Origin of the sequence: Curtobacterium sp. Arg-1, assembly GCF_025643395.1 — a bacterium.
Taxonomy (GTDB): domain Bacteria; phylum Actinomycetota; class Actinomycetes; order Actinomycetales; family Microbacteriaceae; genus Curtobacterium; species Curtobacterium poinsettiae.
In genome coordinates, this window is the sequence record NZ_CP095731.1 from 3454192 (window position 1) to 3467252 (window position 13061).

14 protein-coding genes are annotated in these 13061 nt (G+C 71.3%); 2 read left to right on the top strand and 12 right to left on the bottom strand.

Going from position 1 to position 13061, the window contains the following annotated elements; all coding sequences use genetic code 11:
• Positions 1 to 146 precede the first annotated feature (146 nt).
• Entirely contained in the window at positions 147 to 1475 is a 1329-nt protein-coding gene (locus tag MXD64_RS16500; protein WP_071250158.1) for an ABC transporter substrate-binding protein, read from the top strand.
• 84 nt (positions 1476 to 1559) lie between these two features.
• Here MXD64_RS16500 and rarD read toward each other — a convergent pair whose 3' ends face one another.
• Both rarD and groES read right to left on the bottom strand, forming a co-directional pair.
• Positions 1560 to 2522 (bottom strand): EamA family transporter RarD, encoded by a 963-nt coding sequence (gene rarD, locus MXD64_RS16505; protein ID WP_214563221.1) that lies wholly within the window; start codon positions 2520 to 2522, stop codon positions 1560 to 1562.
• A gap of 175 nt (positions 2523 to 2697) precedes the next feature.
• Positions 2698 to 2994, bottom strand: a complete 297-nt coding sequence (gene groES, locus MXD64_RS16510; RefSeq protein ID WP_017885484.1) for a co-chaperone GroES — start codon at positions 2992 to 2994, stop codon at positions 2698 to 2700.
• A 159-nt stretch (positions 2995 to 3153) separates the two neighbouring features.
• Here groES and MXD64_RS16515 point away from each other — a divergent pair, with 159 nt between their 5' ends.
• The gene (locus MXD64_RS16515) at positions 3154 to 4356 is read left to right on the top strand and encodes a class I SAM-dependent methyltransferase (RefSeq protein WP_140448553.1); all 1203 of its coding nucleotides are present in this window, start codon (positions 3154 to 3156) and stop codon (positions 4354 to 4356) included.
• A gap of 49 nt (positions 4357 to 4405) precedes the next feature.
• On the opposite strand, the gene MXD64_RS16520 is transcribed toward MXD64_RS16515, so the two are convergent.
• From MXD64_RS16520 to glmS, 10 genes are all read right to left on the bottom strand, one after another.
• Complete coding sequence (locus MXD64_RS16520; protein WP_263136825.1) at positions 4406 to 5227, bottom strand: DUF4190 domain-containing protein; 822 nt, start codon at positions 5225 to 5227, stop codon at positions 4406 to 4408.
• A gap of 86 nt (positions 5228 to 5313) precedes the next feature.
• Positions 5314 to 6369, bottom strand: a complete 1056-nt coding sequence (gene tsaD, locus MXD64_RS16525) for a tRNA (adenosine(37)-N6)-threonylcarbamoyltransferase complex transferase subunit TsaD (protein ID WP_214533303.1) — start codon at positions 6367 to 6369, stop codon at positions 5314 to 5316.
• A complete protein-coding gene (gene rimI, locus MXD64_RS16530; protein WP_263136826.1) occupies positions 6356 to 6901 on the bottom strand; it encodes a ribosomal protein S18-alanine N-acetyltransferase in 546 nt (181 codons plus the stop codon). The genes tsaD and rimI overlap by 14 nt, the downstream gene beginning before the upstream one ends.
• Positions 6898 to 7533 (bottom strand): tRNA (adenosine(37)-N6)-threonylcarbamoyltransferase complex dimerization subunit type 1 TsaB, encoded by a 636-nt coding sequence (gene tsaB / locus MXD64_RS16535; protein WP_263136827.1) that lies wholly within the window; start codon positions 7531 to 7533, stop codon positions 6898 to 6900. Before tsaB ends, rimI begins: the two co-directional genes overlap by 4 nt.
• A gap of 20 nt (positions 7534 to 7553) precedes the next feature.
• Positions 7554 to 7916, bottom strand: a complete 363-nt coding sequence (locus tag MXD64_RS16540; protein ID WP_308159306.1) for a GNAT family N-acetyltransferase — start codon at positions 7914 to 7916, stop codon at positions 7554 to 7556.
• Positions 7917 to 8008: 92 nt separating this feature from the next.
• Positions 8009 to 8524: a tRNA (adenosine(37)-N6)-threonylcarbamoyltransferase complex ATPase subunit type 1 TsaE gene (tsaE, locus tag MXD64_RS16545; protein WP_263136828.1), complete on the bottom strand. Its 516-nt coding sequence runs from the start codon at positions 8522 to 8524 to the stop codon at positions 8009 to 8011.
• Positions 8521 to 9687, bottom strand: a complete 1167-nt coding sequence (gene alr / locus MXD64_RS16550; protein ID WP_017885492.1) for an alanine racemase — start codon at positions 9685 to 9687, stop codon at positions 8521 to 8523. Before alr (MXD64_RS16550) ends, tsaE begins: the two co-directional genes overlap by 4 nt.
• Positions 9684 to 10787, bottom strand: coding sequence for an alanine racemase (gene alr, locus MXD64_RS16555; RefSeq protein WP_042537487.1), 1104 nt, complete (start codon positions 10785 to 10787; stop codon positions 9684 to 9686). Before alr (MXD64_RS16555) ends, alr (MXD64_RS16550) begins: the two co-directional genes overlap by 4 nt.
• The gene (locus MXD64_RS16560) at positions 10784 to 11179 is read right to left on the bottom strand and encodes a holo-ACP synthase (RefSeq protein WP_017885494.1); all 396 of its coding nucleotides are present in this window, start codon (positions 11177 to 11179) and stop codon (positions 10784 to 10786) included. The genes alr (MXD64_RS16555) and MXD64_RS16560 overlap by 4 nt, the downstream gene beginning before the upstream one ends.
• An 8-nt stretch (positions 11180 to 11187) precedes the next feature.
• Positions 11188 to 13035: a glutamine--fructose-6-phosphate transaminase (isomerizing) gene (gene glmS / locus MXD64_RS16565; RefSeq protein ID WP_042537488.1), complete on the bottom strand. Its 1848-nt coding sequence runs from the start codon at positions 13033 to 13035 to the stop codon at positions 11188 to 11190.
• Positions 13036 to 13061 lie beyond the last annotated feature (26 nt).

Here is a 13061-nt window from a genome sequence, read left to right on the forward strand (position 1 = left end):
AACGTCACGGCTCGGTAACGAAACACCTTTGCGTACCGCCCCGTCACACGGGCGAAACACATGGACCCTACGTTTCTCGACATCCAGTGGAGGCGTCGCATTCACCCGAAGCGGCACAGCCTCCGCGCAGAGAAAGGGCTCCACGGATGATCAGAACCACCCGTGCCACCGCGGCACTGGCGTTGGCGGGCGCAGCAGCCGTCCTCCTCGCCGCGTGTTCCACCACCGGCAGTGCTTCCCCCTCGAGCTCGGCGTCGAGCGATGCGAAGAAGGATCCCGCCGCCAGCTGCAAGGCCCCCGACACCCCTGGCACGGACGCGCTGAAGATCGGCACGATCCTGCCCCTGACCGGTTCGCTGGCCTACCTGAACCCGCCGGCCGAGTCCGGTGTCGGCCTGGCCGTCAAGGACATCAACGCCGCGGGCGGTGTCCTCGACAAGGACGTCACGATCGACCCGGCGACCGACTCCGGTGACAGCAACGACATGACCGTGTCGAGCTCCGCGGCGACGAAGCTCGTCAACGCGAAGGTCCCGGTCGCGATCGGCGCCGAGTCCTCGTCCGTCACGCTGAACGTCATCGACCAGCTGACCAGCAACTGCATCGTCGAGATCTCGCCGGCGAACACGGCGAGCGACCTCTCCGGGTACTCGTCGTACTACTACCGGACCGCACCGCCGGACTCGGTGCAGGGTTCCGCGCTCGGTCAGCTCGTGACCGGTGACGGCAACGCGAAGGTCGCCTTCCTGGTCTTCAACGACACGTACGGCACCGGCCTCCGCAACTCCGTGCAGGCCGCGGTCGAGGCTTCGGGCGGCCAGGTCGTCTACGGCGGCAAGGGCGAGGGCCAGGAGTTCCCGCCCGGCCAGACCACGTTCTCGTCCGAGGTGACCGCGGCACTGGCCCAGAAGCCCGACGCGATCGTCGTCCTGGCCTTCGACGAGACGAAGTCGATCATCCCGGAGCTCGTCTCGCAGGGGAACGACGCGAAGATCTACATGTCCGACGGCAACACGGCGGACTACTCGAAGGACTTCGACAAGGGCACCCTGAGCGGCGCCCAGGGCACCATCCCCGGTGCCTCGCCGAAGGACGACTTCAAGAAGCAGCTCGCCGCGTTCTACAAGGACTCGTCGGGCAAGACGCTCGCCGACTACTCGTACGCGGCCGAGTCGTACGACGCCACGGTGCTCGCCGCCCTCGCTGCGGTGAAGGGCAAGGGCACCGACTCCGGCACGATCCAGGCCAACATGGCTGCGGTGTCGGGAGCTGACGGCGGCACGGAGTGTGCGACGTTCAAGGAGTGCAAGACGCTCCTGGACGACGGCAAGGACATCCACTACACCGGCCCGTCCGGCATCGGTCCGTTCGACGACAACAACGACCCGTCGAGCGCCTACATCGGCATCTACAAGTTCGACGGCGACAACAAGCCCGTGTACCAGAGCGCCATCCAGGGTGCGGTGAAGAAGTAGGGCTCAGCCCAGCACCGCTCGCGAAAGCGACAGGCCCCCGCGGAAGTTCCGCGGGGGCCTGTCGCTTTCGCGGTGGAGACCGGGTCAGACCGGCTCGGCCGGGGTGGGTGCGAGCGCCCGGCGGCGGGACACGCGTGCGGCGGCGAACGAGTCCGCCGTCAGCACCACGAGCGCGAGCCACACGATGCCGAAGCCGAACCAGCGCCCGGCCGACATCTCCTCGTGCTGCACCAGGACCCCGACGAGCAGCTGCATCACCGGTGCCAGGTACTGGGTCAGGCCCAGGGTCGACAGACTCACCCGGCGCGCCGACGAGGCGAAGAGCAGCAGCGGCACCGCGGTCGCCGGCCCGGTCAGCACGGTGATGACAGCGTGCCCCCAGCCCTCGCTCGTGAACGTCACGCCGCCGCCGAGCCCGGTCACACCGAGCACCACCAGCGCCACGACCGCGATCGGCAGCAGCCACACGGTCTCGATCGTCAGGCCGCTCAGCGCGTCCACGGTGCCGCCGACGCGCTTCTTCACCAGGCCGTACAGGCCGAACGAGAACGCCAGGGCCAGCGAGATCCACGGCATCTGCCCGTAGCCGATCGCGATGACCACGACCGCCACGACGCTCAACCCGACCGCGGCCCACTGCGCCGGACGCAGGCGTTCGCGCAGGACCACGACGCCGAGGGCGATCGTGACGAGCGGGTTGATGAAGTACCCGAGCGCGGCCTCGACCGTGTGACCGGTCGTCGTCGCGAGGACGTAGACGGTCCAGTTCACCAGGATCAGGACGGCGGCGAGCCCCATCACGAGCATCACGCGGCGCTGGGCCATCAAGGTGCGGGTGCGGAGCCACGACCGGGTGACCGCGATCGCCACCGCGCAGAACACCAGACCGAAGACGATCCGCCACGACACGATCTCGAACGCCGCCGCGGGGGCCATGGCCGCGAAGAGCAGGGGCATCAGCCCCCAGAGCCCGTAGGCCACGACGGCCTGCACCACGCCGACGGATGCCTCGCTGCGGACGGGTCGCGCCGGACTCGGTTCACTCACGGAACCATCCTAGGAACGACCGCCGACCCCGGGACGTGCACCGGGCCTCCAGGCGGGCTGCAAGCGGGCTGCAAGCGGGCTGATCAGGACCGGAGCGCCCTGCAGACCGGCCCCGGACACACGAACACCCCGTCGGCCCGAAGGCCGGACGGGGCGTCCGTCATGCGTACTGGACTCAGTGGACGATGACCGCGAGGACGTCGCGGGCCGACAGGACCAGCAGGTCCTCGCCCGAGTACTTGACCTCGGTTCCGCCGTACTTGGAGTAGATGACCTTGTCACCCACGGCGACGTCGAGCGGGACGCGGTTGCCGTTGTCGTCGATGCGACCCGGACCCACGGCGACGACCTCGCCCTCCTGGGGCTTCTCCTTCGCGGTGTCGGGGATGACCAGACCGGAAGCGGTGGTCTGCTCCGCCTCGACCTGGCGGATGACGATGCGATCCTCGAGCGGCTTGATGCTGACGGCCACGGTGACCTCTTCTTTCTCGGTACGGACTCGGTACAGATGAAAACCGGTTGGCACTTCGCACAGGAGAGTGCCAACGCCAACTCTAGGGGGCCACTGGCACTCGGTCAATCCGAGTGCCAGCACACCCGGAGAACACGCAGCACCTGCGAGGATCGACGCATGGACGCCGCCGAACTCACCGCACTGCTGACCCCGGACGGGATGGCCCTGCTCGACCGTACCCCCGGTGTCTCCGACGGCGGCGAGATCGTCCGCGTGGTGTCCCGGCTTCGCGCCGAGGGCCACGACCCACGGCTCGTCGCAGCCGTGCTGACCCAGGCGAAGCTCCGGCTCAAGGCCCGCGGCAAGTTCGGTGACTTCGCGTCCCGGATGCTCTTCACCGAGGCCGGTCTCGAGCAGGCCACCCGACTGCAGGTCGCGGCCCAGCACGCCGGACGCTTCGCCGCCGCGGGGCTCACCCGGGTCGCCGATCTCGGCTGCGGCATCGGCGGGGACGCCATGGCGATGGCGGCGCTCGACCTGGACGTCACCGCCGTCGACCGCGACGAGGTCACGGCTGCCGTCGCGACCCACAACCTGGCCCTCTGGCCGAACGCGCGGGTGGAGCTCGGCGACGCCGAGTCCTTCGACCTGTCCTCGGTGGACGGCGCGTGGATGGACCCCGCACGACGCACCTCCGGCCACTCCGACACCCGCCGACTCGCCGACCCGGACGACTGGTCCCCCTCGCTCGACACGGTGTTCGCCGCAGCGACGACGACACCGACCGGCGTGAAGCTCGGACCCGGCATCGACCGCGACCTGATCCCGGACACCGCCGAGGCCCAGTGGACCTCGGTCGACCGCGAGGTCGTCGAGCTCGCCCTGTGGTTCGGCCCCCTCGCACGGCCCGGCATCCGCCGCGCGGCCACCGTCATCGGCAGCCACGGCATCGCCGAGATGACCGGAGCGGCGGACGCCGACGACGCCGAGGTCGGACCGCTCGGCGCCTACCTGTACGAGCCGGACGGCGCCGTGATCCGCGCGCGACTGATCGGCGACCTGGCGAGGGGCCTCGACGGGCACATGCTGTCCGACGGCATCGCCTACGTCACGTCCGACCGGGCCGTCACGACACCCTTCGCGCAGGGGTTCCGGGTGCTCGACACGATGCCGCTCGACGTCAAGCGGCTGGCCGCGCGGCTCGCCGCCGACGGCATCGGCACCGTCGAGATCAAGAAGCGCGGCGTCGACGTCGACCCGGCGCAGTTCCGCAAACGGCTGCGGTTGCGCGGATCGGGTCGCGTCACACTCGTGCTCACCCGCCTGGAGGGACGCCACACGGCGATCCTGTGCGAGCGGCTCACCGACACGGTCGGCTGACGGCCGGGGGCCGGGGGCCGCTCGCGGCCTCCGTCGCCCTGCGGCGACGTCAGCTGACGAAGGCCCCGGTGTTCGAGCTGTAGTCGGAGTAGTCGGAGTAGTCCGAGTAGTTCGACGAGTTCGCGATCGAGATCCACACCAGGGCGACGATCAGGATGAACAGGCCCGTCAGGACCCAGCCACCGATGATGCCGGCGAGCGCCAGGCCACGGCCGCCCTCGCCGCTCTGCTTGATCTTGCCGAGGGCGATGTGGCCCATGATCGCGCCGGCCGGGCTCGTCAGGATGATGATCGGCCAGATGATGACGCCGCCGAACGCGAAGACGATCGACAGGATCGACAGGACGTTCGTCTTCGGTCGCTGCGCGTAGGGCTGGTACGAGTACGGGTTGGCCGCGTACGGCTGCTGCTGCGCGTACGGATTCTGCTGCTGACCGTAGGGGTTCTGCGGTGCGCCGTACGCCTGCTGCGGCGGCTGCTGCTGCTGCTGCGGGGCCGCGTACGGGTTCTGCTGCTGACCGTACTGATTCGGCTGCGGCTGCGGCTGCTGCGGAGCGGCGTACGGGTTCTGCTGCTGCGGCGGCTGGCCGTACGGGTTCTGCTGCTGCGGCGGCTGGCCGGACGGGTTCTGCTGCTGCGGCGGCTGGCCGTACGGGTTCTGCTGCTGGCCGTACGGGTTCTGCTGCTGCGGCGGCTGGCCGTACGGGTTCTGCTGCTGGCCGTACGGGTTCTGGGGCGCTTCCGGAGCCGACGGGGCCTGCGGCGCGTCAGGTGCTTGCGGGGCGTCCGGGGCGGGTGCACCGTCGGGCTGTCCGTTCGCCGCGCCGTTCGGCGTCTCGCCCGGCTTCGGCCACTCGTTCTGATCGGACACCGTCCACCCCTCTCGGGCGTCCGGTCTCTCCGACGCCCGTGTGAATCCTCCCACAGGCTCCCCCAGAAGGACCGGGGCCGAACTGGTCAGACCTGGACGGTCGTCACCGGCAGGGTCGAGTCCGCCGCGATGCCGAGGTCGCTCGGCGCGTGCCCCTCGGCAACGAGTCGGGCGCCGACGGCGGCGATCATCGCGCCGTTGTCCGTGCACAGGTCGAACGGCGGGATCCGCAGCCGCACGCCCACGGCCGCGCAGCGTTCCTCGGCGACCTGCCGCAACCGGGCGTTCGCGACGACGCCGCCACCGAGCAGCAGCCGGTCGACACCGGTGTCGCGGCAGGCGTTCAGGGCCTTGGTGAGCAGGACGTCGACGACGGCCTCGCGGAAGCTCGCGGCGACGTCGGCCACCGGCACCTCTCGGCCCTCGTCGCGGCAGCGTTCGACCCAGCGGGCCACGGCGGTCTTCAGCCCCGAGAACGAGAAGTCGTACCGGTGTGCGGCCATGTCCTTCGGCAGCGTCAGCCCGCGGGGGAACCGGATCGCCGTCGGGTCGCCCTCGGCCGCGGCCCGGTCGATCTGCGGGCCGCCGGGGTAGGGCAGTCCGAGCAGCCGCGCGACCTTGTCGAACGCCTCGCCCGCCGCGTCGTCGATCGTCTCGCCGAGCAGTTCGACGTCACCGACCAGGTCACGCACCAGCAGCAGTGACGTGTGCCCACCGGAGACGAGCAGCGCGATCGTCGGCAGCTCGATCTCGCTGCCGTCCTCGCGCAGCACGTCGGCACCGACGTGCCCGACCAGGTGGTTGACGCCGTACAGCGGCTTGCCCGTGGCCACGGCGAGCGCCTTCGCTGCCCCCACCCCGACCATGAGCGCTCCGGCCAGACCCGGCCCGGCGGTCACTGCGACGGCGTCGAGTTCGTCGAGGGTGACGCCGGCACGGTCGAGTGCCTCGTGCAGCGTCGGGGTCATCGCCTCCAGGTGGGCCCGTGCGGCGACCTCGGGCACGACACCGCCGTAGCGCGCGTGCTCGTCCATGCTCGAGGCGATCACGTTCGCCAGCAGGGTGTTCCCCCGCACGATCCCCACGCCCGTCTCGTCGCAGCTCGTCTCGATGCCGAGCACCAGTGGTTCAGTCGCGCTCACCGAGGGCCTCCTGTCCGATGGGTCCGACGTCCGACGACGGTTCCGCGTCCGGGCCGGGCAGTTCCGCCCGCATCACCCACGCGTCGACGCCGTCCGGTTGGTAGTAGCGGGGCCGGGTCGCGATGTGCTCGAACCGGAACGCCGTGTACATCGCTTGCGCGACGGGGTTGTCCGCCCGCACCTCGAGGAACACCTCGCGCACCCCGCGGCGCCGGGCCTCGTCGAGCAGTTCCGTGAACAGGACCCGTCCGAGCCCCTTGCCGCGCTGATCGGCGGCGACCGCGATGGTCTGCACGTCGGCCACCGGGTTGCCCGCCAGGGACGAGAGTCCGGCGTACCCGACGACCATCGGCGCTGCGGTGTCGTCGACGGTCTCGATCACGACGTAGTACCCGTGCGGTGAGTACAGCTCGCCAGACATCTGCGACGCCGACCAGGCGTCCGTCGGGAACGAGACGTGCTCGAGCCACATGATGTCGTCGAGGTCCTGCGGGTGGGCTCGGCGCAGGCGGAGCGCGTCCGGCAGGGTCACTGCTTCACCCGTTTCGGCGCACCGGGCACCGTGACGTCGGGGTCGCGCAGGTACAGGGGGGTGTCCTGGTCGAACGCCGCGCCGGACGCGAGTCGGTCCGCGGCGATCGCGCCGAGCCTCCAGGCCGGGATGGACGTGACGGTCACGCGGTCCCAGCCCACGGCTGCGGGCCGGGAGGCGCGGATCGCGTCGTCGAGATCGGCGGGCTTGGCGAGTCCGGGGCCGGCCACGCGGACGCCGTCGGCGTCGTAGGCGCTCCAGTAGACCTCGCGGCGGCGGGCGTCCGTGAGGACGACGAAGGGGCCGGCGAGGCCGGCGACGCGCTGGTCGAGGGCGACGGCGTCGTGGCTGACGAGCGGCAGGACGGAGACGCCGCGGGCTGCCGCGAAGGTGCGGGCGGCGGCGATGCCGACGCGCAGGCCGGTGAAGGGGCCCGGGCCCATGCCGGCGACGACACCGGTGACGTCGGCGCCGGTGATGCCCGCCTCGGCGAGGGTGTCGGCCAGGAACGGGCCGATCACCTCGGCGTGCCGGCGGCTGTCCTCGGTGTCGCGGGTCGCGAGGGCCTGGCCGGTGGCCGGGTCGACGACGGCGACGGAGGTCCCGGCGGAGGTGTCGATCGCGAGCAGCACCCGTCCATCGTAGGCGGCGGTCAGCGCACCGGCAGTCCCAGGGACCACGCGACCTCGTGCTCCAGCTGCCCCGTCCGGCGGAACAGGCGGACCTGGTGGGTGTCCGGCAGCGCGGCAGCCAGGGCCTGTCGGTCCGCGGGTGCGAAGCCGAGCGACTGCCAGAACGGACCGGAGCGACGGGAGAACAGCCACGCACGCCGGGCGCCGGCCTCGGTGGCCCGGTCGATCGCGAACCGTGCGAGGCGGGTGCCGGCTCCGGACCCGCGGTGCTGCGGAGCGACGGCCACGCTGCGGACGAGGACGTGCACGCCGTCCGCGCTCGACTCGAAGCCGGTGCTGCCGATCACGCTGCCGTCGTCGGCGCGGTCGGTCCAGAGCCGCACGGTCGGGACGTCGAGCCCGGCCAGGGTCAGGTCGGCCTCGACGAGGAACGCCCGGAGCGCCTCGACGTCGTCCGCGGCGACGGGCCGCAGGGTCAGAGGACCACGCCTTCCCAGCGCGGACCGGAGGCGGTGACGACGACCCGGCGGGGCTCGTCGGGGACGTCGTCCGGGTCCGTGTCGTCGGGAGCTGCGGGTCCGGCGTCGGCACCGCTCGCCCGCGTGATCTCGACGTCGAGCAGGCTGTCGCTGACGCCGTCGACCATCCCGCGGCCCCACTCGACGACGACGATCGCGGCGTCCCAGTCGAGGTCGAGGTCGTCGAGCTCGACCGGGTCGGACAGGCGGTAGGCGTCCACGTGCACCAGGTCCGGCCCGGCGGTGGTCGGGTGCGTCCGGGCGAGGACGAAGGTCGGGCTGGACACCTGTCCACGCGCACCGAGTGCTGCGCCGAGCCCACGGGTCAGGGTCGTCTTGCCGGCGCCGAGGGGGCCGGTCAGCACGACGAGGTCTCCGGCGCGCAGCACCCGGGCCAACCGGGCACCGAGCTCCCCCATCGCCTCGGTGCCGTCGACGGTGGTGTCGAGCAGGACGTGGGACGAACCGGTCACGGCCGCTCGCCCCGCAGGTACTCCCCGACGCGTCCCTCGATGTCGTGACCCTCGTAGGACCGGGGCACACGGCTGCCGATCCGGCAGACGATCTCTTCACCGATGGTCTCGAGCGCCGCGCCCCACTCGAGCACGGTCATCTCGTCGTGCTCGCCGGTGCCGAAGAGGACGACGGTGTCACCGGTCCGCACGTCGTCGTCGCCGACGTCCACCAGGAACTGGTCCATCGCGACGCGGCCGGCGATCGGGTAGCGCTTGCCGCCGATCGCGACCTCGATGCGACCCTGCGCCAGTCGCGGGACCCCGTCGGCGTACCCGACGGGCACGAGCGCCAGGGTCGTCTCGGTCGCGGTGCGGTACGTGTAGTCGTACGAGACGCCGGTGTCGACGGGGACACGCTTCGTCTTCGCCACCGACGCGGTCAGGGTCATCACCGGCTCGAGCCCGAGGTCTGCTGCCGAGACCCCGTCGGCCCCGGGGATGCCGAACAGGTTCGCACCCATCCGGACCATGTCCTTGCGGAACTCCTTGCGTTCCAGCCCCGCGAGCGACGCGGCGACGTGCTCCGTCGGGACGTCGAGCCCCAGGTCCTCGGCGATCTCGATCGCGGCGTCGAACACGGCGACCGCGGCGCTGTCCTCGTGGTCGGACGACTCCGCCAGGTGCGTGTAGGCGGCGACGACCTCGATGCGGCCGTTCCGCTGGGCGTCCCGCGCGGCCTCGACGAGGGCCGGCCAGTCCGCTGGGACCGCGCCGTCGCGGTGCAGTCCGGAGTCGACGCCCAGGTGGACCCGGGCGGGGCGCTGGTCGACGGCGTCGACGATGCGCTGCAGTTCGGCGACGTTCGAGACACCGAGGTCGACGGCCGAGTCGATGGCGTCACGGAAGTCCAGGTCCGGGTCGTGCTGCCAGGTGAACAGGTGGACGTCCTCGCCCACCCCGATCGACCGCAGGCGCAGGGCGGCGGGGACCGTCAGCACACCGATCCACCGGATGCCGGCGTCGACTGCGGCGAGCGCGATCGGTTCGAGGCCGTGCCCGTACGCGTCGGCCTTCATGATCGCCATGACCTCGACCGGGTCCATCCACTCGCGGACGCGCTCGAGGTTGGCTCGGTACGCGTCGAGGTCGATGCGTGCCTGACGCAGCGGTGCGGAGCTCACGTGGTCCTCCGTTCCACGCTGCGGCCGATCCGGGCGACCACCTCGTAGTTGATCGTGCCGATGGCGTCGGCCCAGTCCTCGACGGCGGGGTCGCCGTTCGCGGGGTCGCCCCACAGCACGGCCTCGTCGCCGACCTGCACGTCCGCGTCGCCGACGTCGACGTGCATGGCGTTCATCGCGACGCGTCCGACCACCGGGAACGTGCGGTCCCCGATGCGCACCGAGACCCGGTTGCCGAAGTCGCGGTCGAAGCCGTCCGCGTAGCCCAGGCCGATCACAGCGAGGCGGGTGTCGGTCTCGGCGCGCCAGGTGTACCCGTACGAGACGCCGTCACCCGCGGCGACCGGCACGGTGCGGAGCACGGCGGCGGTGACCCGCATCGCCGGACGCAGCCCCAGGTCGGCCGAGGTGCGGCCGTCGAAGGGGCTCAGTCCGTACAGGGCGAGTCCGACGCGGGACAGGTCGTGGCGGGTCTCCGGCACGGCGATGCTCGCGGCACTCGCGGCGAGGTGCACCACGTCCGGCACGATGCCGTTCGCGGCGAGACCGTCCAGCGCACGCTGCAGTGCGGCGTCCTGGTCGAGGTCGTCGGTGCGCGAGGCGTTCGACAGGTGGGACATGAGCCCCTCGACCCGGGTGCGGTTGCCGCCGCGGGCCAGGGCACCGGCGGTCGCGAAGAGCTCGGCCCACTCGGACTCGACGGCCCCGTTGCGGCTCAGGCCCGTGTCGACGCACAGGTGCACGGCACGGACGTCGGAGTCGGCGGCGGCGGACAGCTGCTCGACGCTCGACACCGCCGGCGTGACGTCGAACTGCGCGGCGCGACGGAAGTCCTCGTCGGGGGCGTGCAGCCACGTGAGGATCCGGACCCCCTCGTCGATGCCGCCCTGCCGGAGCGCGACGGCCTCGTCGATGTCGGCGACCCCGAGCCACTCGGCGCCCGCGTCGACGAAGGCCTGCGCGGCGTCGAGGGCCCCGTGACCGTAGGCGTTCGCCTTGACGACCGCGATGACACCAGCCGGGGCGACCCGGTCGGCGATCGTCGCGTAGTTCTCGATCAGGGCTCCGCGATCGATCGTGATGCCGGTGAACGCACTCACCGGGCCGTTCCTTCCAGGACCACGTCTGTTCCTTCCAGGACCACGAACGCGGTCGCGATCCCTCCATCATGCGAGAGCGACAGGTGCACGCTCGTCACGCCACGCGCATCCGCGACCCGGCGCGCACCCTGGCGCAGGGTGAGCGAGGGGTTCCGCTGGTCGTCGGACACGACCTCGAGGTCCTGCCAGCTGAGCCCGGCACTCGACCCGAAGGCCTTGATCAGTGCTTCCTTGGCGGCGAACCGTGCCGCCAAGGACGCGATCGGACGGGGTTCGCCGTCACGGACCTGCTCGGACGGCGTGAACAACCGCGCCCGCATCGCCGGTGTGCGTTCCAGCACCCGTTCGAACCGCTCCAGGTCGACCACGTCGACCCCGATCCCGATGATCACCGTCTCGACTACTCGACGGTGACCGACTTCGCCAGGTTGCGTGGCTGGTCGACGTCGAGGCCCTTGGCCGCGGCGAGCTCCATGCCGAACATGTGCAGCGGGGCCACGGCGAGCAGCGGCTCGAACAGCGGGGTCGCGAGCGGGATCCGCAGGACCTCGTCGGCGAAGGGCAGCACCGCGGCGTCGCCTTCTTCCGCGATGGCGATGACCCGGGCACCGCGGGCGCGGATCTCCTGGATGTTCGAGACGACCTTCGGGTGCAGCGATCGCGGGTCGCGGGGCGACGGCACGATGACGAAGACGATCTGGCCCGGCTCGATCAGCGCGATCGGACCGTGCTTGAGCTCGCCGGCGGCGAAGCCCTCGGCGTGGATGTACGCGAGTTCCTTCAGCTTCAGCGCACCTTCGAGCGCGATCGGGTAGCCGACGTGGCGACCGAGGAACAGCACGCTCCGGGTGTCCGCCATCCAGCGGGCCAGGTCCTTGATGCCGGCGGCGTCCTCGATGGTCTGCTGCAGCTTCGGTGCGAGCCCCTCGAGCTCGGCCACCTGCTCGGCGATCTGCTCGGTGGTGAGCGTGCCGCGCAGCGTCGCCAGGTGCAGCCCGAGCAGGTACAGCGCGACGCCCTGGGCGATGAACGCCTTGGTGGACGCGACGGCGACCTCGGGCCCCGCGTGCGTGTAGATCACGGCGTCGGACTCACGCGGGATCGTGGCGCCCTGGGTGTTGCAGATCGACAGGACCTGGGCGCCCTGTTCGCGGGCGTACTTGACGGCCATGAGCGTGTCCATGGTCTCGCCGGACTGGCTGATCGAGACGACCAGGGTGCGTTCGTTCAGCACCGGGTCGCGGTAGCGGAACTCGTGGGCGAGCTCGACCTCGACCGGGATGCGGGCCCACTGCTCGATGGCGTACTTGCCCAGGATGCCGGCGTAGGCGGCGGTGCCGCAGGCGATCACGATGACCCGGTCGACGGTCGCCAGGCGCTCGGCGATCGGGTCGAGGTCGGTCAGGGTGACGGCGCCGTCGTGGACACGGCCGAGGATCGTCTTGGCGACGGCCTCGGGCTCCTCGCTGATCTCCTTCGCCATGAACGAGGACCAGCCGCCCTTGTCGGCGGCGGAGGCGTCCCAGTTGACCTCGAACTCGGTCGGCGTGGCGGGGGTGCCGTCGAAGTGGATGACGTCGACGCCGTCGGGGCGGATCGTGGCGATCTCGTCCTGCCCGATCGACAGCGCGCGCTGCGTGTAGGCGACGAACGCGGCGACGTCCGAGCCCATGAAGTTCTCACCGTCGCCGAGCCCGACGACCAGGGGCGAGTTGCGACGGGCGCCGACGACGACACCGGGCTGGTCGGCGTGCACGACGAGGAGCGTGAAGGCGCCCTCGAGCCGCTGCACGGCCTGCTGCATGGCGGCGGTCAGGTCACCGGTGTCGCGGAAGGCCCGCCCGACCAGGTGCGCGGCGACCTCGGAGTCGGTCTCGCTCCGGAACTCGATGCCCTCGGCCTGCAGTTCGGCGCGGAGCTCGGAGAAGTTCTCGATGATGCCGTTGTGGATGAGGGCGAGCTTGTCGCCGTCGGCCAGGTGCGGGTGGGCGTTGCCGTCGGTCGGGCCACCGTGGGTCGCCCAGCGGGTGTGCCCGATGCCGGTCGTGCCGTCCGGGATCGGCGACGACTCGAGCTCGTCGACCAGGGCCTGGAGCTTGCCGGCCTTCTTGGCCGACACGAGGTCTCCGGCTGGGTCGACCACGGCGATGCCCGCCGAGTCGTAGCCGCGGTACTCGAGGCGGCGGAGGCCACCGAGGAGGACGTCCTGGCTGCTGTTGCTGCCGACGTAGCCGACGATTCCACACATGGGACCGATCCTACGGTCTGCCTGGA

Bases quoted from the DNA above. Each gene is read 5' to 3' on its own strand.
- MXD64_RS16500 (WP_071250158.1), top strand. From the start codon at position 147: ATGATCAGAACCACCCGTGCCACCGCGGCACTGGCGTTGGCGGGCGCA.
- MXD64_RS16515 (WP_140448553.1), top strand. From the start codon at position 3,154: ATGGACGCCGCCGAACTCACCGCACTGCTGACCCCGGACGGGATGGCC.
- glmS (WP_042537488.1), bottom strand. From the start codon at position 13,035: ATGTGTGGAATCGTCGGCTACGTCGGCAGCAACAGCAGCCAGGACGTC.